At 72.7% G+C, this 22,547-nt stretch carries 20 protein-coding genes; 11 read left to right on the plus strand and 9 right to left on the minus strand.

Annotated features, from left to right (window positions below; genetic code table 11):
* The first annotated feature begins 157 nt into the window (after window positions 1-157).
* The gene (locus MNZ27_RS04410) at window positions 158-637 is read left to right on the plus strand and encodes a nuclear transport factor 2 family protein (protein ID WP_242392822.1); all 480 of its coding nucleotides are present in this window, start codon (window positions 158-160) and stop codon (window positions 635-637) included.
* A gap of 140 nt (window positions 638-777) precedes the next feature.
* Here the strand turns inward: MNZ27_RS04410 and MNZ27_RS04415 are convergent, their stop codons facing one another.
* Both MNZ27_RS04415 and MNZ27_RS04420 read right to left on the minus strand, forming a co-directional pair.
* Window positions 778-1,173 (minus strand): DUF6713 family protein, encoded by a 396-nt coding sequence (locus MNZ27_RS04415; protein ID WP_242392823.1) that lies wholly within the window; start codon window positions 1,171-1,173, stop codon window positions 778-780.
* A 122-nt stretch (window positions 1,174-1,295) separates the two neighbouring features.
* Window positions 1,296-2,627, minus strand: a complete 1,332-nt coding sequence (locus MNZ27_RS04420; RefSeq protein WP_242392824.1) for a hypothetical protein — start codon at window positions 2,625-2,627, stop codon at window positions 1,296-1,298.
* A gap of 271 nt (window positions 2,628-2,898) precedes the next feature.
* On the opposite strand from MNZ27_RS04420, the gene MNZ27_RS04425 reads away from it, so the two are divergent.
* Both MNZ27_RS04425 and MNZ27_RS04430 read left to right on the plus strand, forming a co-directional pair.
* On the plus strand, window positions 2,899-3,621 hold the full coding sequence (locus MNZ27_RS04425; RefSeq protein WP_242392825.1) for a c-type cytochrome: 723 nt from the start codon (window positions 2,899-2,901) through the stop codon (window positions 3,619-3,621).
* Window positions 3,618-4,949 carry a cbb3-type cytochrome c oxidase subunit I gene (locus MNZ27_RS04430; protein ID WP_242392826.1) on the plus strand — a complete coding sequence of 444 codons (1,332 nt, stop codon included), beginning with the start codon at window positions 3,618-3,620 and terminating at the stop codon, window positions 4,947-4,949. The genes MNZ27_RS04425 and MNZ27_RS04430 overlap by 4 nt, the downstream gene beginning before the upstream one ends.
* 131 nt (window positions 4,950-5,080) lie before the next feature.
* Here MNZ27_RS04430 and MNZ27_RS04435 read toward each other — a convergent pair whose 3' ends face one another.
* On the minus strand, window positions 5,081-5,377 hold the full coding sequence (locus MNZ27_RS04435; RefSeq protein ID WP_242392827.1) for a GYD domain-containing protein: 297 nt from the start codon (window positions 5,375-5,377) through the stop codon (window positions 5,081-5,083).
* A 328-nt stretch (window positions 5,378-5,705) separates the two neighbouring features.
* On the opposite strand from MNZ27_RS04435, the gene MNZ27_RS04440 reads away from it, so the two are divergent.
* The 4 genes from MNZ27_RS04440 to MNZ27_RS04455 all read left to right on the plus strand — a co-directional run bounded on the left by MNZ27_RS04440 (window position 5,706) and on the right by MNZ27_RS04455 (window position 10,476).
* A complete protein-coding gene (locus MNZ27_RS04440; protein WP_242392828.1) occupies window positions 5,706-6,410 on the plus strand; it encodes a phosphatase PAP2 family protein in 705 nt (234 codons plus the stop codon).
* Window positions 6,411-6,789: 379 nt separating this feature from the next.
* The gene (locus tag MNZ27_RS04445) at window positions 6,790-7,752 is read left to right on the plus strand and encodes an ABC transporter substrate-binding protein (RefSeq protein ID WP_242392829.1); all 963 of its coding nucleotides are present in this window, start codon (window positions 6,790-6,792) and stop codon (window positions 7,750-7,752) included.
* Between the two features lie 13 nt (window positions 7,753-7,765).
* Window positions 7,766-9,328: a methyl-accepting chemotaxis protein gene (locus tag MNZ27_RS04450; RefSeq protein ID WP_242392830.1), complete on the plus strand. Its 1,563-nt coding sequence runs from the start codon at window positions 7,766-7,768 to the stop codon at window positions 9,326-9,328.
* A gap of 119 nt (window positions 9,329-9,447) precedes the next feature.
* Complete coding sequence (locus MNZ27_RS04455) at window positions 9,448-10,476, plus strand: hypothetical protein (RefSeq protein WP_242392831.1); 1,029 nt, start codon at window positions 9,448-9,450, stop codon at window positions 10,474-10,476.
* Between the two features lie 160 nt (window positions 10,477-10,636).
* Here MNZ27_RS04455 and MNZ27_RS04460 read toward each other — a convergent pair whose 3' ends face one another.
* From MNZ27_RS04460 to MNZ27_RS04470, 3 genes are all read right to left on the minus strand, one after another.
* Window positions 10,637-12,352, minus strand: coding sequence for an FAD-dependent oxidoreductase (locus tag MNZ27_RS04460; RefSeq protein ID WP_242392832.1), 1,716 nt, complete (start codon window positions 12,350-12,352; stop codon window positions 10,637-10,639).
* A 458-nt stretch (window positions 12,353-12,810) separates the two neighbouring features.
* The gene (locus MNZ27_RS04465; protein WP_242392833.1) at window positions 12,811-14,109 is read right to left on the minus strand and encodes a multiheme c-type cytochrome; all 1,299 of its coding nucleotides are present in this window, start codon (window positions 14,107-14,109) and stop codon (window positions 12,811-12,813) included.
* Window positions 14,106-14,609 carry an RrF2 family transcriptional regulator gene (locus tag MNZ27_RS04470; protein WP_242392834.1) on the minus strand — a complete coding sequence of 168 codons (504 nt, stop codon included), beginning with the start codon at window positions 14,607-14,609 and terminating at the stop codon, window positions 14,106-14,108. The genes MNZ27_RS04465 and MNZ27_RS04470 overlap by 4 nt, the downstream gene beginning before the upstream one ends.
* 148 nt (window positions 14,610-14,757) lie before the next feature.
* Here MNZ27_RS04470 and MNZ27_RS04475 point away from each other — a divergent pair, with 148 nt between their 5' ends.
* A complete protein-coding gene (locus tag MNZ27_RS04475) occupies window positions 14,758-16,005 on the plus strand; it encodes an MFS transporter (protein WP_242392835.1) in 1,248 nt (415 codons plus the stop codon).
* A 25-nt stretch (window positions 16,006-16,030) separates the two neighbouring features.
* Here the strand turns inward: MNZ27_RS04475 and MNZ27_RS04480 are convergent, their stop codons facing one another.
* The 3 genes from MNZ27_RS04480 to MNZ27_RS04490 all read right to left on the minus strand — a co-directional run bounded on the left by MNZ27_RS04480 (window position 16,031) and on the right by MNZ27_RS04490 (window position 18,274).
* On the minus strand, window positions 16,031-16,615 hold the full coding sequence (locus MNZ27_RS04480) for a 50S ribosomal protein L11 methyltransferase (RefSeq protein ID WP_242392836.1): 585 nt from the start codon (window positions 16,613-16,615) through the stop codon (window positions 16,031-16,033).
* A gap of 163 nt (window positions 16,616-16,778) precedes the next feature.
* A complete protein-coding gene (arsB, locus tag MNZ27_RS04485) occupies window positions 16,779-17,909 on the minus strand; it encodes an ACR3 family arsenite efflux transporter (RefSeq protein WP_242392837.1) in 1,131 nt (376 codons plus the stop codon).
* Between the two features lie 17 nt (window positions 17,910-17,926).
* Complete coding sequence (locus MNZ27_RS04490) at window positions 17,927-18,274, minus strand: ArsR/SmtB family transcription factor (protein ID WP_242392838.1); 348 nt, start codon at window positions 18,272-18,274, stop codon at window positions 17,927-17,929.
* A 167-nt stretch (window positions 18,275-18,441) separates the two neighbouring features.
* On the opposite strand from MNZ27_RS04490, the gene MNZ27_RS04495 reads away from it, so the two are divergent.
* The 3 genes from MNZ27_RS04495 to MNZ27_RS04505 all read left to right on the plus strand — a co-directional run bounded on the left by MNZ27_RS04495 (window position 18,442) and on the right by MNZ27_RS04505 (window position 22,483).
* A complete protein-coding gene (locus MNZ27_RS04495; RefSeq protein ID WP_242392839.1) occupies window positions 18,442-19,548 on the plus strand; it encodes a permease in 1,107 nt (368 codons plus the stop codon).
* Between the two features lie 14 nt (window positions 19,549-19,562).
* A complete protein-coding gene (locus tag MNZ27_RS04500) occupies window positions 19,563-19,796 on the plus strand; it encodes a thioredoxin family protein (protein ID WP_242392840.1) in 234 nt (77 codons plus the stop codon).
* Window positions 19,797-19,969: 173 nt separating this feature from the next.
* Window positions 19,970-22,483, plus strand: coding sequence for a peptidase U32 family protein (locus MNZ27_RS04505; RefSeq protein WP_242392841.1), 2,514 nt, complete (start codon window positions 19,970-19,972; stop codon window positions 22,481-22,483).
* The last annotated feature ends 64 nt before the right edge of the window (window positions 22,484-22,547 follow it).

Here is a 22,547-nt window from a genome sequence, read left to right on the forward strand (position 1 = left end):
GAGCGGGCCATCCGCCACCTGCTCGCAGCGCGGCCACGCCCTCGCCCGCTGGAACCCCGCGCGAGGTCTTCCTGCGCTCCCTCCGCCCGTTAAGTTCCTCGCGCCCGCCGCGCGCGCGTCGTCGCAGGCTCGCGGGCTTCACGGGGAGGAACGCCTCATGATGACGTCGAAGCTCCTCGCCTCGAGCGCCGTGGCGCTCTCGCTGCTCCATGCGCCGGCCGGCCTCGGCCAGCCCCGGACGGACGCCCAGGTCGCCCCGGCCGGCGACGCCCGCCGGCAGATCGCGGCCCTCATGAACCAGGTCCAACAGGCGCGGTTGAAGGGGGACGCCCGCTTCTTCGAGCAGTACGTGACGGACGACTACCTCGGCATCCACGGCGACGGCGCGACCGAGACGAAGGCCCAGCTCGTCGACAACGTGAGGTCGGGCGCGCTCAAGTACGAGAAGTACGACATGCGCGAGATGAGCATTCGCACGTACGGAGACGCCGCCGTCGCCAACACGCTGGTCGCGGTGAAGGCGATCGAGGCGAACGGGAAGCACGTCGCGGGGGATTACCGCACGACCTGGGTCTGGGTGAAGCGCGGCGATGCCTGGCGGTCGGCCGCGTTCCAGGCCACGCGAATCGTGCCCTGAGGCGAGGGGGCGGGGGGCGCCAGGACGCCGTACGCGATCCGCGTGGCGGCGCTTCTCCGCGGCTCGCGCCCCTTCGCCGCTCGGGAGCTGTCGTGTGATGATCGGTGCTGCGACTCGCGTGCGCCGCAGCCGACGCACGATCACGCCGTCGGACGGCGTATGACGGAGACGCTCGCGATCAGCAGGACGACACCGCCGGCGGTCACCGCGAGGAGGACGCCCATCGAGATCGGGCTGCGGAACTCGGACCGTCCGAGGAGCAGGAACGCGCCGTGCGCCGCGCCCGCGAACAGCGCTCCGCCGGCCACCACGAAGGACATCCAGGTCCCGGCGCGGGTCCCGGTGTGCACCTGACCGTACCCCCAGAACAGGAGCAAGAAGATCCCGACGTGCAGCAACAGGAACAGGCCGACTCCGCCGGGGATGCGGAAGAGGTCCCACTCGCGCCAGTAGCCCGAGTCCACCTCGTGTGTCGCGAGGAGGGCCGCGGTGGCCAGGAACGACCGACTCAGCAGGCGGTGCGGCGCGACCGTCATGGCTGTCTCCGATCCGGGAGCGCGGGGTCCGGCTCGCAGAGAGGGCTCTGGCGTTGGGGGCGCGTCCACCCCGGAGCACCGCCATCGCGATGTAGAGCAGCGCTCGCCTCGCGCCATTCTCCTCAGAGTACGCGGTCGATGGTCACCACGTCCACCAGGCCGAGCACCTGGTACAGCGCGGGGATCACCCTCTCCGGCGGGTGGCGCCGCCGGAGCTCGGCCACCTTCTCGGTGCCGGCGCGGTAACACGGTAGGTACATGCGCCCGTTGAGCGGATGGCGGCCCCAGGCGCCGGAGAGCTTCTCGGCGCGCTCCTCGGAGCACAGGTACTCGCCGCGGAGCACCCGGGCGACCTCGTCCTGCGGGCGCCGCTCCTCCCAGGTGAGCCACGACGACTGGTTCTTCGCGTCGTCCTGGAGGAGCGCCAGCAGCGTGCCGATCTGCAGATCGACGTCGGGCAGCTCCGCGACCTCCTTCGCGCCGAACGCCATCAGGATGGCGTTGTTGGCGAGCCCCTCGGAGAGCGCCGCGCCCCGCGTGTTCATGGTGAGCACGGTGCCCTCGAACTCGAGCTTCCCCTGCACGTACAAGGCCTGGGCGAGCGCGAAGTTGGTCACGTGACCGGGGATCACCTCGTGGGAGACGAGCTGCACGAGCTCCGGCACCGAGATCTCGAGCGCGGCGTTGATCTCGTAGGTGGCCTCGTAGCGCGGCGAGCCGTCGGGGTTCCGCGCCCGGCCGACGTAGTTCATCGAGCCGGAGAACCAGGCGTCCTCGACGAGCAGGAACTCGATGTTCGCGCGCGGGACCGCGTGGAGGGCGGCGGGGAGGTACGGCACCACGTGCCGGCGGGTGCCCTCCTCGAGCTGGGCGATGAAGCCGTCGGCGAGGAGCTTGATCGCCTTGCGCGGGACGAGCCGCTCGCGCCGCCAGGCATCGACCGCCGCCAGGAGCCGCTCCGGCTCGGCCGGGACGCGGAGCAGCTCCGCGAGGCGCTGCCGCTTCGGCTCCGGCCTCGACGGCTCGGGGGGCGTCCCGGTCGAGCAGATCACGCAACGCTCGTAAGGCACCTTCGGTCCGCGCCCGCGCAGCTCCTCGACGAGCTCCCACATGACGTGGAGGCACTCGCCCTCTCCGGAGAGGTAGGCGCCGCGCAGGCCGCCGAGCGCGCGCCCGCGCGCGGTCAGCTCCTCGATCGCGGCCGGCACGTCCACCGCCGCGAGGTACGCGTCGATCGCGGCCTGGTCCGACGACGGCGCGGTGACGCCGCCCGCCTCGCGCAGCCTCGCCGCCGCGGGGTGCGTGTACGCCTCGGGGAGCGGCTCGTCGGAGAACCAGGAGTCGGCGATGTACCGGCCCGTCCCCGACGGGTTCATCACGTCGCCTCCCCAGAGCGTGTCGATCCCCAGGATGGCGGTCGCGACGGTCCTCGCCAGCTTGGCCTCGTCCGGCATGAGCAGCCTCCGTTCCTTGCGGCGGACCATAGCACCGGCGCGTCTCCCGCTCGCGCAGGACCGTCCCGCTGGCACCCGGGACACCGCAGCAGCGCAGCCCCAGCTTCGCCCGCGCGCGCGAGCGGCGTGCGCCGCAGGAGCTGGACGCGAGCGGGGCGCCTCCTGGCGTGGCTCAAGCCTTCCAGGGCTGTCCCCGAGGGCCGTCCCCGAGCGACCGGTCGACGGCACCTCCGACCGGCGCTCGAATGGCGTCATCCGGCGGGGGGATCGCATGACCGAACGCTCGGCGAAGCTCGTGTTCTGGGCGGGGACGCTCGTGTCGCTCGTCCTGTTCCTCGCCATGACCGCGGACACGCACCGCCACTTCGCCGCGCTCACCCACGCGGATCGTCTGGACGAGCGCGTCGTCGCGGGGAAGCGCGCCTTCGAGCTGCGCAACTGCAACGACTGCCACACCATCCTGGGCTTCGGGGCCTACTACGCCCCGGACCTCACGCGCGCGTACGCCCGCGTGGGCGAGGAGACGATCCGGTCGCGCCTGGAGCGCCCGGCCCAGGTGCTCGCCTCGTCGTGGCGGAAGATGCCGCAGCAGCACCTCTCCGCTCCCGAGGTGGAGGCCATCGCCGCGTTCCTGCGCTGGGTCTCCGAGATCGACAACCACGACTGGCCCCCGCAGGACTCCGAGGCCCGCTGGCGTGCCTCCACCCGCCGGCTGCTCGCGACCGCCGCGCTCTCGCCGGGCGCCGCGCTCGTCCAGCAGGGGGGCTGCCTCGGGTGCCACGCGCTCGGCGAGTCCGGCGGGCGCGTCGGGCCGAGGCTCGAGTGGATCGGCGCGCGCCGCGACGCGCCCTGGATCGCGGCGTACCTCGCGGACCCGCAGCGCTTCACCCCGGGGACGTCGATGCCGGCGCTCGGCGACGTCCCGGCCGCGCAGCGCGAGGTGATCGCCGAGTTCCTCGTGAGCCTCGCCCCCATCCGCGGGAGGGAGCCGTGACCTATCGGAGCCAGCGGGTGGCCTATCCGTACTTCGTCGTCGCGCTCCTGCTGTTCGGGCTGCAGCTCGTGCTCGGGCTGTGGCTCGCGTTCAACTACTGGTTCACGTTGCCACAGGCGATCGTGGACGTCTTCCCGTTCTCGACCGCGCGCGCGATGCACACGAACCTGCTCGTGCTCTGGCTGCTCCTCGGGTTCATGGGCGCGACGTACTACGCGATCCCGGAGGAGACCCAGTCCGAGCTCGCCTGGCCGAGGCTCGCGCTCGCGCAGCTCGTCCTCCTCGCCGGCACCGGCGTCGTGGCGCTCGTCGGGTTCCTCTTCGGCTGGACGCAGGGGCGGCCGCTGCTCGAGATCCCGCGCCCGCTCGACGTGCTCGTCGTCGTCGGCGCGCTGATGTTCCTCGCGAACGTCGGCGCGACCGTCCTCCGGGCGCGTCGGTTCACCGCGACCCAGGGGAGCCTCCTCGCCGGCCTCACGTTCCTCGCGCTGCTCTACCTGGTGGGCATCCCGTTCTACAGGAACCTCGCCGTGGACTGGTATTACTGGTGGTGGGTCGTCCACCTCTGGGTCGAAGGGGCCTGGGAGCTCGTCGCCGCGGCGCTCGTCGCGTTCCTGATCATCCAGCTCACGGGGATCGAGCGCCGGGTGGTCGAGAAGTGGCTCTACGTCGAGCTCGGGCTCTTCCTCTTCACCGGCATCGTCGGGACCGGCCACCACTATTACTGGCTCGGCGCGCCCAGGTACTGGCTGGTGGCCGGCGGCGTCTTCTCGGCGCTCGAGCCGCTCCCGATCGCGTTGATGCTGGTCGACACCTGGCGGCACATGCGCGCGAGCCGTCGGCCGCTCAGGCCGCGCCTCACGTGGGTCTTCCTCTTCGGCATGGCGGTGCTCCACTTCGTCGGCGCGGGCGCCTTCGGCTTCGCGCACACGCTCCCGCAGATCAACTACTACACGCACGGGAGCCAGGTGACCGTCTCGCACGGACACCTGGCGTTCTACGGAGCGTACGTGCTGGTCAACCTGAGCTTCTTCTACTTCGCCGTGCCGCGCCTCCGGCGCTTCCCGACCGACGAGTACCGCTCGGCCCTCGGCCACTGGGGGTTCTGGATCGCGAGCGTGTCGCTCCTCGGGATGAGCCTCGCCTTCGCGGTGGCGGGCGTCCTGCAGGCCTACCTCGAGCGCGTGCAGGGACAGGCCTTCATGGTGGCCCAGGCGCCGATGCGCTTCTGGATGCTCGCCGCCTTCCTGCACGGGCTGGGCGTGCTCGTCGGCGGGTCGATGATCATCGGGCACCTGCTGACGCTGAAGCCCGCGCCGGCGGCGTGATCGCGCCGCCGCGGGGGCACGGGCCCGGGCGAGCCCCGTGACGGGCCGTCCCGCCACGAGCTCGGCCCCGCACGGAGCGCTCCTCGATCACGCCGGGCGGCCGGAGCGCGCCGCCCCTCGCCTCCCGGTCGTCAGGGGAGCGAGCCGACCACCTTCTTGAACTCCTCCTCGGTGAAGATCCGATGGGTCTCGGTGCGGACGTTGCCCTGGGCGCCGATGGCGAGGACCATCTTCGCGACCGCCTCGTCGTTCGGGGCCTCGAGGACGATCATCGTGTCGTGCGGGCTCCCCAGGATCGCGTAGAACTCACGCACCTCGCCGCCCATCTGGCGGATGATTTGCTTCGACGCATCGATGCGCTTCGGGCTCTCCTTGATGCGCTGCATGCCCTGCGCGGTGTAGCCGAACAGCACCAGGTACGAGGCCATTTCCTCCCCCTCTCCTCGCGGCGGATCCCGTCCGCCGCTAGGTAAGGCTAAGCCCCGGCGCGCCGGGGAGCCGCGCCTCTTGGGCGCCCCTCGACGACAGGTGCCTGAACGAATTCGCGCGAGCGCGGCCGCCACGTGAGACGGCGGCGGCTTGCGTCCCCCGCGGGTCCAGCCACCGAGCACCCTCGGGACTCGATCCTCGAGCGCACGGCCCGATCGGCCATGACGCGAGCGCCCCCTCGAACGGCCCTGACGATGGCGGCTACCCGGCCATCGGTCCAGTGAGTAAGTGCGATGCCGGCACCCGTAGCTCGCCAGAGGTGAGCAGATGCTCCAATTGGATGCGGCCATCGTCCGTTTCTTCGACGGCTTCAAATCGCGCTCGTGCCTCTTCGACGAGGCGGTCGTGTACCTCCTGAGCGCCACGATGCTGAAGGGGGTCGTCTTGTTCGCCTTGCTCTGGTTCGCGCTGTTCGCGAACGACAGGGCCCGGGCGCGCCGTGACGAGCTCCTGTCGGTCCTGGTGGTGGCCATCTTCGCGCTCGCCGCCGCCCGCGCCCTCGCGGTCCTGCTGCCGTTCCGGACGAGGCCGCTTCACGACCTCGCCCTCGGGCTCCATCCTGCGTGTGGGCTCGTGACCCGCCCCCTGGACGGCTGGAGCTCGTTCCCGAGCGATCACGCGGTCCTCTACTGCATGCTCGCGGCCGGGATCTGGTTCGCCTCGCGCCGGCTCGGCTGGATCGCGTTCTCGTACGTGTTCGTGTTCGTCCTCTTGCCCAGGGTGTACCTCGGGCTCCACTGGCCCTCGGACATCCTGGCCGGGGCAGCGCTCGGGGTGGGGTTCGCCCAGATCGCCCGGTCCGCCCCGGTGTGCACGGCCATCGGCCGCTGGGGGGAAGCGCTGCGCGTGAGGGCGCCCGGCGTGTTTCATTCCATGCTCTTCGTCTGGAGCTATCTGCTCGCGACGCACTTCGACGAGTTCCGGGCGTTGGGACGGCACACGCTCAGCGTGCTCCGGGCGGGAGGGCCCTGACCGGGCCGCAGAGCTCCCCCGGAGAACACGGCGCCACCGGGCTCGGCGTCACCGGGCTGAGGGCGAACGGCGCTTCGACTGGCCTGCGCTTCCGGGTCGGGCCGAGGCTTCGACGGCATCACGCCTCTTTTCGACGCGTCATCCCCGAACGACTGGTCGCGCTGGGTCGGGCCGGTGACCCGCTCGCCGGGCCTGGCGTTGCGGCATTTTGCCGCAGTGACGAACTGCGCGACCCATGGGGCCGACGCCACCCGGGTCATGCCGCGTCGAATCACGGCGAGCGCGCCGCTCCGGCTGACGGCTTCCGGTGGGTTACACGCTCCGTTATTGGACCACACGATGCATCACGCCGCGGCCGACGACTCCCAACGAGGCCCACATGATCCGACTGTTGCTCCGGCTGGCTCCCGCCCTCCTCGCCCTCTCGACCACGACCGCCCAGGCGGCGCCGCTCGCAGGCAAGAAGGTGCTCTTCGTGAACTCGTATCACGAGGGCTATCCTTGGAGTGACGGTGAGGAGAAGGGGGCGCGCGCCGCGTTCGCGGGCTCGGGCGTCGAGCTCCGGTTCATCCGGATGGATCTCAAGCGCCACCCGGACGACGCGTTCCGCAACCAGGCCGCGGACAAGGCGAGGGCGGAGATCGAGGCCTACAGGCCGGACGTCGTCGTCGTCGCCGACGATCCCGCCGTCCGGTACGTGCTCGAGGACCATTACAAGAACGCGCGGCTCCCCTTCGTCTTCTGCGGCGTGAACTGGGACGCGAGCAAGTACGGCCTCCCCTACAAGAACGCGACGGGGATCGTCGAGGTGGCGCCGGTGAAGGAGCTGCTCAAGAACCTCCGGGCCTACGCGAAGGGGAGCCGCATCGGCTACCTCACCGTGGACTCCGAGACCGAGCGCATCGAGAACCCGCACTACAAGAAGACGCTCGGCATCACGTTCGCGAAGGAGAAGTTCGCGAAGACGTTCGCCGAGTGGAAGCAGGCGTTCCTCGAGATGCAGCGCGACACCGACATGATCTTCCTCGGCAACGTCACCGGCATCCAGGGCTGGAACGAGGCCGAGGCGAAGGCGTTCGTGGCGGCCAACACGAAGGTCCCCTCCGCGACCGCGTACGACTTCATGATGCCCTACGCGATGCTCGGCTTCACCAAGATCGAGGAGGAGCAGGGCGCCTACGCGGCCACCACCGCGCTGCGCATCCTCAAGGGCGAGGCGCCGTCCGCGATCCCCGTCGCCACGAACAAGCAGTCGAAGATCTTCATGAACCTGAAGCTCGCGAAGGCGGCCGGCATCGTGTTCGCGCCCGGCATCGTCCGCAACGCGCAGGTCGTGCAGTAGCGCCGAGGCCACGATGCTGATCCGCACCCGCGTCACCGGGATCCAGTCGCTCGTCATGGCCGCGACGCTCGCGGTCATCGTCGTCGCCGTCTACGCGACGGCGTCCCGCCTCATCAACGAGAAGGACGACGCGCTCTACGGCGAGCGGCTCGACGGCATCGTGGCCCAGTTCGAGGCGGAGCAGGCGAACCTGCAGCGCACGGGGCTCGCCGGCGTGGAGGCGTACGTGCAGGGCGCGCAGAAGAGCGCCCTCGAGAGCGTCGTCGCGCGGTACGGCGCCACGCGCAGCGACGGCGTCCAGCTCTTCGTGCTGGACGGCGCGGGCAAGGTCATCCACCACCCCACGCTGCCGCCCGGCTCCGACCTCGGCGCGAGCGGGCCGCGGGACCTCGGCGAGCAAGGCACGACCTGGGTGTCGCTCGACGGGCAGCGGACGTGGCTGGCCTTCCACCGGTTCCCGGCGTGGGGGTGGACCGTCGCCTACGCCGTCCCGGAGGGGCACAAGTACACCGCGCTGCACGCGTTCCTGCGCGAGCTCCTCCTCGTCGGCGCCGTCTCGGTGATCCTCGTGGTCGGGGCGACGTACCTCGTCGTCCGCCGGGCCCTGCGGCCGCTCGAGAAGATCGCGCGGACCGCCGAGGCGATCGGCGCCGGCGACATGACGGTCGAGATCGACGACTCCTCCTCCGACGAGGCCGGCCAGGCGCTCGCCGCGATGAGGACCATGACCGACCGGCTGCGCGAGATCATCGGGGAGGTCCGCGGCGGCGCCGAGGCGCTCGGCCTGGCGTCCGACCAGGTGTCGTCCACCGCCCAGACGCTGTCGCAGGGCACCGGGGAGCAGGCGGCGTCCGTCGAGGAGACCACGGCGCAGCTCGAGCAGATGTCCTCGTCCATCGCCAGCAACGCCCAGGCGAGCCGGGAGACCGAGCAGGCGGCGCTCGGCGGCGCGCGCGACGCGGAGGCGAGCGGCACGGCCGTGGCCGCCACCGTCGACGCGATGCGGTCGATCGTCGAGAAGATCGGGATCGTCGAGGAGATCGCGTACCAGACGAACCTGCTCGCCTTGAACGCCGCCATCGAGGCCGCCCGCGCGGGCGAGCACGGGCGGGGGTTCTCCGTCGTCGCGGCGGAGGTCCGCAAGCTCGCGGAGCGAAGCCAGGGCGCCGCGAAGCAGATCAGCGGCGACGCCACCTCGAGCCTCGCGGTCGCCGAGCAGTCGGGGAAGCTGCTGGGCGACCTCGTGCCCGCGATCGGCAAGACCGCGAAGCTCGTCGAGAACGTGGCGGCCGCGTCCCGCGAGCAGACGAGCAGCGTCGAGCAGATCGGGCGGGCGATGGCGAGCGTCGAGGCCGTGACGCAGCGCAACGCCTCGGCGGCCGAGGAGCTCTCGTCCACCGCTGAGCAGATGGCCTCGCAGGCGGAGGCGCTGCGCCAGCTCGTCGGGTACTTCCGCATCGGCACGCGCGGCGGCGTCGCGGGGCCGGAGCCCCGTCGCGCCGCCGGCGTCGACGGGACGTCGTCCGCGAGGGCGCCGTCGCGCTCACCGCGCGTCCCGCCCGCGGCGACCGCGTAGTCGAGCGCGGCGAAGCGAGGCCTCGGCGCAAGGCCGAGGGGCTAGCCCCCCTCGCTCCGTGACCTCGGTTGCGTCCGATGGTGTACCCTGGCGGTTCGTTCACCGTGAGACGAGGCACCATGAGGATGCACGCCGCGGTCGCTGCGCTGATCTTCGCGTTCGCCACGCCGAGCCCCACCGCCGCCGCACCGGGCGGTGAGCGCGCGCTGCGGATCCCGGGGGTCGGCACCCTGCACCTCCCCGCTCCGGAGAGCTGGCGGGCCGGCGTCCGCGGGAACGACGACGGCATCCCCCCGACCGTCGCGCTCTCCCCCGCGAGCGGCGAGCCTTTCACCCTGGAGCTGACCGCCTTCCCGATCCCACCGGCGAAGCGGGCCAAGCTCCTCGGGCGGGACGCGCTCCGCGCCCAGGTCCAGCGGATGGCGGATGACGTCGCCCGGAACGCGGTGGAGAAGTCCCTCGCGCTCGCGCCGATCGGTGGCGAAAAGGCGGGGTTCTACTTCGGCGCCACGGACCGCGCGCCCAAGCCCGGCGAGCTCCCGTACCTGGTGCAGGGCGCGCTCGCCCTCGACCGCGAGACCGCCTGCCTCTTCACGCTGCTGACCAGCGGCCCCCGCTCCCCCGTCGTCCCGCGCGCCCTGGAGCTGCTGCGCCGGGCTCGACTCGACCATGCGGCGCAGGCCGCGTCGATCGAGCGGCGAGGCGACGCGTACCGGATCGCGCTCCCGGAGGGGCTGGGATCGCTCGCGTTCCCCGCGGCCGCGCTCGGCATCGAGCAGAAGGACGACGCGCGCCCCTACTACATGCTGACCGACGGCAAGACCGGGCTCAACGTCTCGTTCAACTTCGAGCCCGCGCAGGACTGCCGGTCGAGCGAGGCCTGCCGGGACCTGTTCTCCGCGAGGCTGAAGAAGCTCTACCCTGGCCGGCGCGACTGGCGTGAGGCGCGGATCGGCGACGTCTTCGTCACCGAGAGCACCGACCCCGGCCCGAAGGGGATCCGGCTCGATCAGCACCACGTCAACGCTCACCTCGTCGTGAACGGGGTCTGGATCGACGTCCACCTCTCCAAGGTGAAGTACCGCGACTCCGACCGGGCGATGTTCGTCGACTTCATCCGCGCGATCCGGACGGAGCCGACCCGGTAGCGAGCGCCGCTGCGTCGTTCGCGAGGGTCCCGCCTCGCAGCGGGCGCGTCGCGCTCGATACCGCCTGCCACACGGGTCGCCGAGGGCCGCAACGCGCGCGGGGTCCGGACGCCGGGCGCTCCGCTCCCGACGCCGAGGTCATTCCGCGTCATGGCGTTCGTCACGCGGAGGGCGCGCGGAGCGCGCCTCCCGTCGGCAGCCTGGCGGCAGTCCCCGGAACGGAAGCAGGGTCCTCCGCGCGCTCCTCCGACAAGTACTCGTGGATGAGCTGGACCGCGATGGCGCCCTCCCCGACGGCCGAGGCGACGCGCTTGACCGACCCGTGCCTCACGTCGCCCGCCGCGAAGACGCCCGGCATGCTGGTCTCGAGGCGCAGCGGTCGCCGGGCGACGTCGCGCGTGACGTCGGCACCGGTGACGATGAAGCCCCGATCATCGCACTCCACGGCCGTCGCCAGCCACTCGGTCTGCGGGAGTACGCCGATCATCACCAGCAGCAACTGCGTGGGGATGCTCTCCAGCACACCTCGGGACCGATCGCGCACCGTGACCTCCTCGATGTGGTGCAGCCCCTGCACGTCGACGATCTCCGTCGACAAGCGAACGTCGACGTTCTCGGTACGTCGGATCGCTTGGACGAGGTAGTCCGACATGTGCTGCGTCAGGTCATCGCCTCGGACGAGGAGCGAGACCCGGCGTGCGTACCGCGCGAGGTGCAGCACGGCCTGACCGGCGGAGTTGCCCCCGCCCGCGACCGCCACGTCGCGCCCCGAGACCACGCTGGCGTCGGTGGAGGCCGTGTAGAAGACGCCAGAGCCGACGAATCGGTCGATCCCGGGCACGTCCAGGCGGCGGTAGCGTGCCCCCGTCGCGACCAGGACCGCACGCGCGGTGATCTCGCGTCCATCGGAGAGCGACAGGACCCGGTACCCGCCGGACTGGGACAGCCCGGCGACCTCCCGCGCGAACACGTACTTGGCGCCGAAGAGCCACGCTTGCTGGTAAGCGCGCTGCATGAGCTCGGCCCCGGAGATGCCGCGCGGGAACCCGAGATAGTTCCGGATGAGCACGCTCGAACCGGCCTGACCGCCCACGACCTCCCGCTCGACCACGAGCGTCCGCAGCCCCTCCGACGCTGCATATACGGCCGCCGCGAGGCCCGCGGGCCCGGCCCCCACGATCGCCAGATCGCACCGCAGCTCCTCCGGGCTCTCGCCGACGGCGTCCATCAGCGCCGCGTTGCTCGGATCGACGAGCGCCGTCCCGTCGAGGAGGACGACGACGGGAGCACCGCGGTCCAACACCCCGGTCTCCGCGAGGCTCTGCGCGGCTTCGGGTGTACCCGACGCATAGAACCCGTGCGGCACCCCGTTGCGCGTCAGGAGCTCCCGCAGCTCGTGTGACCGAGGAGACGGAGCGGGCGCGATCACCTTGACGAGCTCGAGGCCTGGGCGAAACGCGCGCGTCCACTCCGCCAGGAACTCGCTGACGAGCGGATACAGGTGGACCTCGGCCGGGCTCCACGGCTTGTAGAGGTAGTTGTCGAGCTCGCCGAAGGCGCAGCCCTGGAGGATGGAGGGCGACGCCGCCCGGTCCCCCCAGGCGACGAGCAGCGCCCGCTTGGCGGCGGGGTAGATGCGATGGGCCCGAGCCAGGAGCTCGCTCCCGGTCATCTCCGGCATCCACAGATCCGCCACCAGCAGCGCCACCTCTTCCGATGCCGCCTTCATCGCCGCGAGGGCGTCGAGGCACGCCCCTGCGGAGAGATGGGAGACGACCCGGTAGTCCGCCCCGAAGCGCCGGGCGAGCGCGTCGAGCAACGCGCTCAGGGCCACTGGATCGTCGTCGAGGATCACGATCGCAGGTCTCTCGGTCATCCCGCCCCCCTGCTCCAGGATGGAGCACCGCCCCATCGCGCGCGCCGGAGCACCTCGTCTATCCGACCGGCTCGTTCGACGCTTCGTCGGTTCGCGTCGCTCCGCGACGGGCTTGCGGCCCGCCGCGCGTTCGCCACCGTGCTGGAGGCGGAGCCCGGATCGCCCGCACTGCGGGCGCGCGCTCGATGCGCCGAGCGGCGTGGGAGCGTCCTTCCGCGGGCGCACCCCGTCGCGTCGATCGCGGCGAACGACACGAGGGACGAGGCGCCCTTCGGCGACGGCACGCGAGCGCCGAGCAGCGCTGGCTCGGCGACGAGCGCGCGCGCATCCACGAGCTCACGCGCCGCGCGGGAGGAGCTCTCGACCCGGTTCGGCGAAGCCGGAGCGTCGTCCTAGACGGAGGGAGGGCGCCCCCTCACGGGAACGCCCGCCCGATCCATCGGGGACGCTGGAGGAGGCTACCTCTTCGCCGGCGCCGCCGCCTGCAGCCGCGCGTCGATCCTCTTCGCGCGCCGCAGCTCGTCCGCCATCGACCGGATCTCCGTCAGGTCGCGCTGCAGCTCGCTCCAGCCGTACCAGGTCACGTAGTCCGGGTTGGCGTGGAAGGCCCCCTCGAACGCCCGCATGCGGTGCTCGAGGAACATCACGAACAGCTTCTGCTCGATCGGCGTGGGGGCGTCGTGGAACGTGAGCAGATCCGGGAACGGGTACGCGTAATTCGCGGGCTTGGCGAGCGTGCCGTCCTGGTAGAGCCCGGCCACGGTGCGGATCGCCTCCGCCATGAGGTGGTCGACGTCGCGGATCAGCCCGTCGGAGAGCTCGAGCTGCTTCTTCGCGAACTTGCCGGCGTGGCACCTCGTGCAGGTGTCGAGCATCTTCGACCGCTCCTGGTCGAAGGCCTCCTGCGTGAGCCGCGCGACGTCCGCCGCCTTGACCACGTCGAGCCGGGCCGTCGGCTTGCCGCTCGGATCGAGGACGCCGAGCCCCTGGAGGATGGTCACGCGATCGTCCGTCCACTGCTTGTCGCCCGCGGGCATCGGCAGGCGCACGGCGAGGAAGCCCCACGCGGTCCGGACCTCGTGGTTCCCCTCCTGCATGTGGCAGGTCTGGCAGGTCGGAGCGGCGGCGGTGTCCGGGAGCGACCTCGTCCGCTTGAGGTCGTTGCGGACGCCGTGCTTGGACCCGTCGTACATCTCCCACTGCGGGTGATCGAACCCCATGTGGCAGGTCTTGCACGCCTCCGGCTGCCGCGCCTCCGCCTTCGAGAACAGGTGGCGCGTGTGGCACGCGTCGCAGCTCCCGACCCCGTACCCGCCCGCGGTCTCCCTCAGCTCCTTCGCCTCGGCGTCCGACTTCAGGCCCAGCTTGTGGCAGCCGCCGCAGCCCTTGAGCCCCTCGCGGACCGCGAGCGCCTGGTAGTGGAAGGTCGGCATCGCCTTGACCGCGGCCCAGGCGAACGCGTGCTTCCCCTTCTTGAAGCCGGCCACCTGCGCTTCGTGACACGACCCGCACGTGTCCGGGGTCGGGAGGCGCGCGCTCGCCGCGTCCTCCTTCGTCTTGTGATCGCCGCCGTGGCAGTCGGCGCAGCCGACGCCGAGGGCCGCGTGGCGCGACGCCTTCCAGTCCGCGACGATCTGCGGGGACAGCCCCTGGTGGCACGTGACGCACGCGTCGGCCTTTGCGGCCTTCGCCGGCGCCTTCTTCGCGCCGGGCGTCGACGCCAGCGCGAGCGCGAGCGCGAGGGTGAGGTGTGTCATGTCGTGGGTCTCCTCTTCGGGTTGGGGTGGGTGCTGCGTCCGGTGCGGCCGGTCCGGCGCGGGCCCGCGGCGCGTGCGTCTCGGGCGGGCGCGACGAGGCCGCCCTGGATGTCGGCGAGCGTCGTCGTCCGGAGGAAGCGCTCGTAGACGGTCTTCACCTGCGCCCAGGCCGCGTGCGCCGAGCAGGGACCGTCCTCGCGGCAAGGCTCGCCGGGGCGCAGCAGGCAGCCCGGCCGGACGCCGTCGCCCTCGAAAGGCTCGACGACGTCCACGAGCGCGATCTGGTCGGCGGGCCGCGCCAGGCGGTAGCCGCCGCCGACGCCCCGCGCCGCGATGAGGACCCCTGCCCGCGCCAGCGCGCCGAGGACCTTGGCGAGGTACGGGGCCGGGACGCCGACCTCGCGGGCGAGCTCGCGCCGCAGCGACGCCTCGCCGTCCGGCTTCGCGGCGAGGTACGCGAGCGCGCGGAGCGCGTGCGTGGTGGAGGCGCCGAAGATCACGGCCGCCCTCCGGTCCGCTCATTGTGGATACCGAGGTCCATAATTGCGGCGCAGGCTGCCGGAACGGGAGCCGCTCGTCAAGCGCGCTCGCGGGGCGCCGTCGAGCGCGATTGCGGCGCGCGCGCCGATCCTGTATCCCGCGGACCGCGTGCAACCCACCGCGATCCAGGACGAGGCCGAGGTCCGGCGCACGGCGCTCGCCATCGCGCCGGGCGTCCTCATCGCCGGCATCGGCGGAGGGATGGCGTTCCCGATCCTGCCGCTCGTCGGGCTCCAGGCCGGCCTCTCGTTGCCGTTCATCGGCGTGATCCTGGCCGCGAACCGCTTCGGCCGCGTCCTCAGCAACCCGCTCGTCGGCGCCCTCGTGGACCGCGTGGGCGGCAAGCGCGTCTTCGTCGCCGGCCTCCTGCTGCAGGTCGCGGTCTTCGCGATGTACCTGCTCGGCGTCGTGTCCGGGCACCCGGGGCCGTTCTTCCTCGCGGGGCGCCTCCTCCACGGGCCCGGCTCGTCGTGCGTCTTCGTGAGCAGCCAGACCCTGGCCCTGAACGCCGGGGGGCCTCACCACCGCGGGCTCGCCTCCGGCATCGTCCGGCTGGCGCAGGCGGCGAGCGTCCCCACCGGCCTCGTCCTGGGCGGGATCCTCGCGGGCCTCCTCGGGCCGGCCGCAGCGTTCGGCGCGAGCGTCGCGGTGCCCGTCGTCGCCGCGGCCGTGGGGCAGCGGATGATCCCGGACCTGCGCGGCGCGGCGACGACGCGGCCGACGCTGCGCCAGTCGCTCGCGGCGATCGCGGACCCGCGCGTCCTCGGGATCGCCGTCGTGAACTTCGCGAGCTACCTCGCGGCGCAGGGGGTCGTCCTCACCACGCTCGTGCTGCTCGTCCACGAGCGCGGGATCGCGATCGGCGGGCTCTCCGATCAGACCGCGTCCGGCGTCTTCATGGGCGCGGTCGTCGCGGCCATGATCGCCTCCACCGCGATCGCCGGACGGTCGTCCGACCGCGCGGGCAGGCGCGCGCCGCTCGTCGCCTGCGGGCTCGCGGCGATGGCGGCGGGCCTGCTCGCGACGGCCTTCGCCGCCGGCGCCGGCTCGCTCGGCGCCGGCCTCGCGCTCGTCGGCCTCGGGATGGGCGCCGTCACGACGCCGCTGCTCGCGCTCGCCGGCGACGTCGCCCGCCCCGAGCTGCGCGGCAGCGTGGTCGGCGCGATGCAGCTCTTCGGCGACGCCGGCGCGACCGTCGGTCCCCTCCTCGGGACCGTCCTGCTCGTGCGCTCCGACGTCGTGGCGTACGTCGGGAGCGCGGCGGTCCTCCTGGCGGTGCTCCCGGTCGCCGCCTGGCTCGGGGTGACGGAGCGTCGGGCGGCCGCAGCCGCCGCCTCGGCCCGGCTCGCGTCCTGAGCATCGGACGGTGAAGCCCCCGCGTTCACGCGGCCATCAGGACGGTGCAGAACGCGTCCGGGAAGCGGCGCTCGACGACGCGCCAGCCGCGCTCGGCATAGGCGGCCTCGAGCTCCGGCGCATAGGCTCGGAGCACCCCCGAGAGCAGGAGCCTCCCGCCCTGACGCGCGAGCGGCGCGACCGCGGCCGCCTCTTCGATGAGGAGGTCGCCGCCGATGTTGGCGACCACGAGATCGAACGCCTCACCCGGGAGGTCGCTCGCCGTCCCCACGCGGTGCGAGACCCTGTCGGCGAGCCCGTTCGCCTCGCCCGCGCGCCGAGCGCCGGCCACCGCCGCGGGGTTGAGATCCACGCAGAGGGCGCTCGCGGCGCCGAGGCGGACCGCGGCGATGCCGAGGATGCCGGTGCCGGCCCCGAGATCGAGGACCGCCAGGCCGTCGAGGGGAGCGAGAGAGGCCAGGAGCTCGAGGCAGCTCACCGTGGTCGGATGCGTGCCGCTGCCGAACGCACCTCCCTCGACGAGCACGTCGAGCGGGAGCGGCGGGCCCAGACCGTCTCCGAGGTGGCGGACGCGCAAGGGATGCGACGGGAGCGGCGGCGTCGAGGTCATCCCCGGCAGTATCGAGCATCGGGGCTGGGCGCGGTAGGCGGCGCCCCCCTCGCCTTCTCCGCGGCTCGGATCGCGGAGCCCCCGTGGACGTCCTCCCTCGAGCTCCCGGCCTCGCGCCGGGAGCCCGGGACCTCCCCGGCGCCGAGCCGCTCCCGCCCGGCGCTCACCGCGTCCGCGCTGGCCCCTCGACCGCCCCGGCCAAGCTCGGCACGCCCGTCTCGCCCGGGAACCAGCGCTCGCGGAGCCGCAGGGCGACGTTCACGAGCCCGATGAGCACCGGCACCTCGACGAGCGGCCCGATCACCGCGGCGAACGCGGCGCCGTGGGCCATGCCGAACGTGGCGACGGCGACCGCGATGGCGAGCTCGAAGTTGTTCGACGCGGCCGTGAAGGACAGGGTGGCCGTCTGCCCGTACGTCGCGCCGACCTTCCGGCTCATCCAGAAGGACACGAAGAACATGACGGCGAAGTAGCAGAGCAGCGGGAGCGCGACGCGGACGACGTCGAGCGGGACCTGCACGATGGCCTCGCCCTTGAGCGAGAACATCACGACGATGGTGAACAGGAGCGCGACGAGCGTGATCGGCGAGATCCGCGGGATGAAGACCTCGCGGTACCACTCCTCGCCCTTCCACGCCCGGAGCCCGAACCGGCTCGCCATCCCGGCGAGGAACGGGATCCCGAGGTAGACGAAGACGCTCCGGGCGATCTCGCCGATGGTGATGTGGACCTCCGCGCCGCGGACCCCGAGCCAGCCCGGGAGCACCGTGACGAAGATCCAGGCGTAGACCGGGAAGAACAGCACCTGGAAGATCGAGTTGAACGCGACGAGCCCGGCGCAGTACTCGGTGTCGCCCCTCGCGAGCTCGTTCCAGACGATGACCATCGCGATGCAGCGCGCGAGGCCGATCAGGATGAGCCCGACCATGTACTCGGGCCGGTCGCGCAGGAAGATCACGGCGAGCGCGAACATCAGCAGCGGTCCCACGATCCAGTTCTGCACGAGCGAGAGGGCGAGCACCTTCCCGTCCCGGAAGACGCGCGGCAGCTCCTCGTACCGGACCTTCGCGAGGGGCGGGTACATCATGAGGATCAGCCCGATGGCGATGGGGATCGACGTGGTCCCGACGCTGAGCCGGTCGAGGGCGGGGACGACGCCCGGGACCGCCCAGCCGAGCGCGATCCCCGCGGCCATGGCCAGGAAGATCCAGAGCGTGAGGTAGCGGTCGAGGAACGAGAGCAGGCGGACGACGCCGGGGCGCGTGTCGGTGACGGCGAGCGCGGCTTCGGACATGCGTGGCTCCTTCATCGTCAGAGACTTCCGACGAGCGCCTTGAGACGACGCAGGGTGCGGGGCTCGACGCAGTAGCAGACGCGGGGGCCGTCGATCTCGCCGCGGATGAGCCCCGCGTCCTTCAGCACCTTGAGGTGCTGGGACACCGTCGATTGCGCGAGCGGCAGCTCGTCCACGATGTCGCCGCAGATGCACGCCTCGCGGCGGACGAGGAGCCGCATGATCTGCACGCGCGCAGGGTGCCCGAGCGCCTTGGTGAGCGACGCGAGCTCCTCGTCGGCCTGGGGCCCTTCCACGGGCCGGACGTCTGGCCCTTCCTGGGAGGTCCGGGGCGTGCAGGCTTCCTTGTTCGAGGTGGCGGTCATTTCATCGATGTTCTACGATGGACCTTCCGCGCGATGCAAGCCGTCGTGCACGCGTCACGCACCGTACGCGGCGGATGACGATGAACGGGGAGACCGGCCGCCAGCCTGCTTCCTCTACACCCGCCCTGATCCCGCCACGCGAGCAGGAATCGAAGGAGCCCGTCCCCATGAAGCCGCCCGTCGCCCGCCCGGACTCGCCGCCCTCCCCGTGCTGCTGCACGCCCCCGGCGGCGGCCCGGGTCGCGTCGTCCTCGGGTCGCTCCGCGCGCACGGCGCTCGCGCTCGCCGGCGCGCTCCTGGTCTGGCTCGCCGCTTACGCCGCCATCCAGCCCGTCTCGGAGCGGATCGCCTTCGGCCTGCTCGGCCTCGGGCGGACCTCGCACCTCGGGCAGAGCGTCGCGTTCTTCCTGTACGACGCGCCGAAGGTCCTGCTCCTGCTCGGCCTCATCGTGTTCCTCGTCGGGATCGTCCGCTCGTTCTTCACGGCGGAGCGCACCCGCGCCTTGCTCGCCGGGAGGCGCGAGTCGGTCGGGAACGTGCTCGCGGCGCTCCTCGGCGTGGTGACACCCTTCTGCTCGTGCTCGGCGGTGCCGCTCTTCCTCGGCTTCGTCGAGGTCGGGATCCCGCTCGGCGTCACGCTCTCGTTCCTCGTCTCGGCGCCGATGGTGAACGAGGTCGCGCTCGTGCTCCTCTTCGGCCTCTTCGGGTGGCGGGTGGCGCTGCTGTACCTCCTCACCGGCCTCGCCGTCGCCATCGCCGCGGGGTTCATCCTGGGGCGGATGAAGCTCGAGCGCCACGTCGAGGCGTGGGTCTACGAGTCGATGAGGCGCGGCGCCGCGTTCGAGGCGGAGCGCCTCGGCTTCGTGGGCCGCGTCGAGAAGGGCCGGGAGGCCGTCCGGGACGTCGTGGGGAAGGTCTGGCCGTGGGTGCTGGCGGGCATCGCCGTCGGGGCCGGCGTGCACGGGTACGTGCCCGAGGGGCTGCTCGCGAGCTTCATGGGGAAGTCCGCCTGGTGGTCCGTACCGGCCGCGGTGGTCATCGGCGTGCCCATGTACTCGAACGCCGCCGGCATCATCCCGGTCGTGGAGGCGCTGCTCGGGAAGGGCGCCGCGCTCGGCACCGTCCTCGCGTTCATGATGTCGGTGATCGGGCTCTCGCTCCCCGAGATCGTGATCCTGCGGAAGGTGCTCCGACCGCCGCTCATCGCGGCGTTCGTCGGCGTCGTCGCGAGCGGCATCCTGCTCGTCGGGTGGCTGTTCAACGCGGTGCTGTGAGGAGGACGGACGACATGAAGATCCAGGTGCTCGGGACCGGCTGCGCGAAGTGCAAGGCGCTCACCGCCAACGCCGAGAGGGCGGTCGCGGAGCTCGGGCTCGACGCGTCCGTCGAGAAGGTCGAGGACCTGCGCGAGATCGCGAAGTTCGGCGTGATGACGACGCCCGCGCTCGCCGTGGACGGTGAGGTCAGGTCTGCCGGCAAGGTGCTGTCCCCGGAGGCGGTGAAGGCGCTGCTGGTTCGCTAGCCGCCCGGCCGGCTCCAGCCTCTCCAGAGGAGCGCTCGAGCGCGAGCGCCACCTCGCCTCGACGTCGCGGCGCCGCGCGGCGAAGGTCCCTTCCCCGGGAGAGGCTCCCGAGCTAGGGTGCCGCGGTGCGGGAGCCCGAGACGGCCGGCTCCCGCGAACCCCGGAGACCTCCCGTGTCGCGCGCGAGACCAGGCGTAGAGCGCCCCCGACGCCCCATCGAGCTCCTCGCGCCCGCGGGCGGGCTCGAGGCGGGCCTCGCCGCGCTCCAGTACGGGGCCGACGCGGTGTACCTCGGGCTGAAGCGCTACTCCGCCCGCGCCGACGCCCAGAACTTCACCCTCGACGAGCTGGATCGGTTCCTCGGCCACGCCCGCGCCCTCACCCCCGCCCGCCGCGTCTTCGTCACGGTGAACACGCTGGTGCTGGAGGGCGAGCTGGACGGGCTCGTGGACACGCTGGGCAGCCTCGCCGAGCTCGGCGTCGACGCCGTCATCGTGCAGGACCTCGGGGTGGCGCGGGTCGCCCGCCGCCACTTCCCCGAGCTGGAGCTGCACGCCAGCACCCAGCTCGCCGCGCACTCGCGCGCCGCGGTGGAGACGCTGCGCGAGCTCGGCTTCGCCCGGGTCACCCTCGCCCGCGAGATGACGCTGGAGGAGATCCGCGACGCCGCCTCGGTGCCCGGGGTGGAGGTGGAGACCTTCCTCCACGGCGCGCTCTGCTACGCCTACAGCGGCCTCTGCCTGTTCTCCTCGCACCTGCTCGGGAGGAGCGGCAACCGCGGCGCGTGCGCGTATCCCTGCCGCGACCGGTGGGAGGTGACCTCCCTGGACGGTTCCCCGCTCCCCGAGCGGCTGCGGTCCGGCTTCGCCTTCTCCATGAAGGACCTCGCCCTGCCCGACCACGTGGGCGCGCTGCGGGACGCCGGCGTGGCGTGCCTCAAGATCGAGGGGCGCAAGAAGGGGCCCACCTACGTCGCCGCCGCGGTGGACTTCTACCGCCGGCTGCTCGACGGGACGCTGCCGCCCGGGGAGCGGTCGGAGCGGGAGGCGGACCTGCGCGCCACCTTCGCGCGCCCCTGGACCACGCTCTACCTCGACTCCCACCTCGAGAAGGACGTGGCCGACCGGGACCTGGTCGGCCACCGCGGCGCGCCGCTCGGCAAGGTCGAGGCGGTGGTGCGGTCGGGCGACGGCGCCGCGATCCGGTTCCGGACCGCCCGCGCCCTTGCGCGCCACGACGGGCTCCAGGTGGAGATCCCCGGCCTCGACCGACCGTTCGGGTTCGGCGTCGCCACCCTGAGGGTCGTGACGCGCGGCGCCGCCGCGGAGGTCTTCGAGGCGCCGGCGGAGGCGCTGGTGGAGGTGCCGCTGCCCGACGGTTACCCCACCATCCCGCTCGGCGCGCCGGTCTCCCTCTCCTCTTCCCAGGCGGTGAAGCTCCGCTACCACCTCGAGCGGCCCAACCTCGGCGCGCAGCGCGCGCGTCGGCCCATGCACGTCACCGCCGAGGTCTCCGCCGCCGGGCTCCGGCTCGAGGCCACCGCAGAGGTCGCGCCGGGCCGGGCCGTCCGGGCCGAGGTGGCCGTGCCCGGCGCCCTCGAGGCCGCGCGCGATCCCGCCAGGATGGCCCTGAGCGCCCGGGCCGCCTTCGAGAAGATGGGCGACACGCGCTTCCGGCTGGAGGCGCTCGACTGGCGGGACCCCGCCGGCCGCTTCGTCCCGGTGTCCCGGCTCAACGAGGCCCGGCGCGCGCTGGCCGAGGGGCTCGACGCGGCGATCTCCGCCGACGTCCGGGCGCGGGCCGACGCCGCGCGCGCCGAGCTCGCCCCTCCTCCCGCGCCCGCGCCCGCCGAGCGGGTGGGGTTCACCGTCAAGGTGGATCGGCTCGAGACCCTCGACGCCTTCGAGCGCGAGGACTTCGAGGGGACCGACGACGTGATCGTCGATCTCGGCCTGCTCCCGCTCCGCGGCCTGGTCGAGCGGCTGGACGCGCTCGCCACGCGGGCCGGTCCGGACCGGCTGCGGCTCGGGCTCCCCCTCGTCGTGCGGAGTTGGGAGGAGCGGGCCCTCCGGGGCCGCGTCGAGGCGCTGCGCGCGGCCGGGTACCGGCGCTGGGAGCTGACCGGGCCGGCGTCCTGGGCGCTGCTCGGCCTCGTCCCCGGCGACGCCGGCGGCCTCGATCTCTCCTCCGACTCCAGCCTCTACGCGGTGAACCGCGCCGCGGCCCGGCAGCTCCGGGACATGGGCGTCGGCCGGATCACCCTCTCCACCGAGGACGTCCGCGCGAACCTGGCGGCGCTGCTCGGGCAGCTCGGCCCGGCCGCGGCGGTGGTGGTGTACGAGGACTCGCCGCTCTTCGTCTCGGAGTCGTGCCCGTACGCCAACCTCGCCGGGCGCTGCCCCGGCCCGGCCGACTGCACCTTCGTCCGGATGGAGCTCACCTCCTCCCACGGCGGGAAGGCGCTGGTCGTGAACGAGCGGTGCCGCTCCTTCACGCTGAACGACGCGCCGTTCAACCTCTCGCCGCGCCTCGCCGCCCTGCGGGATGCCGGCGCCCGAAGCTTCCGCGTGCACTTCGTCCACCGGCCCTACGCGCCGGAGCACGCCCGGGAGCTCTGGCGCGCGCTGCGCCGGGGGGAGGCGATCCGGCCCGGCCACACCGCGAACTTCGACCGGGAGGGCTGGTAGCAGGTAGCGCGGGCGGGACAGCCCGCACGCACCGTCGGCGCCGGGTGGCGGGGGCATGTCGTCC

It is taken from the genome of Anaeromyxobacter oryzisoli (genome assembly GCF_022690765.1).
Lineage (GTDB): Bacteria > Myxococcota > Myxococcia > Myxococcales > Anaeromyxobacteraceae > Anaeromyxobacter > Anaeromyxobacter oryzisoli.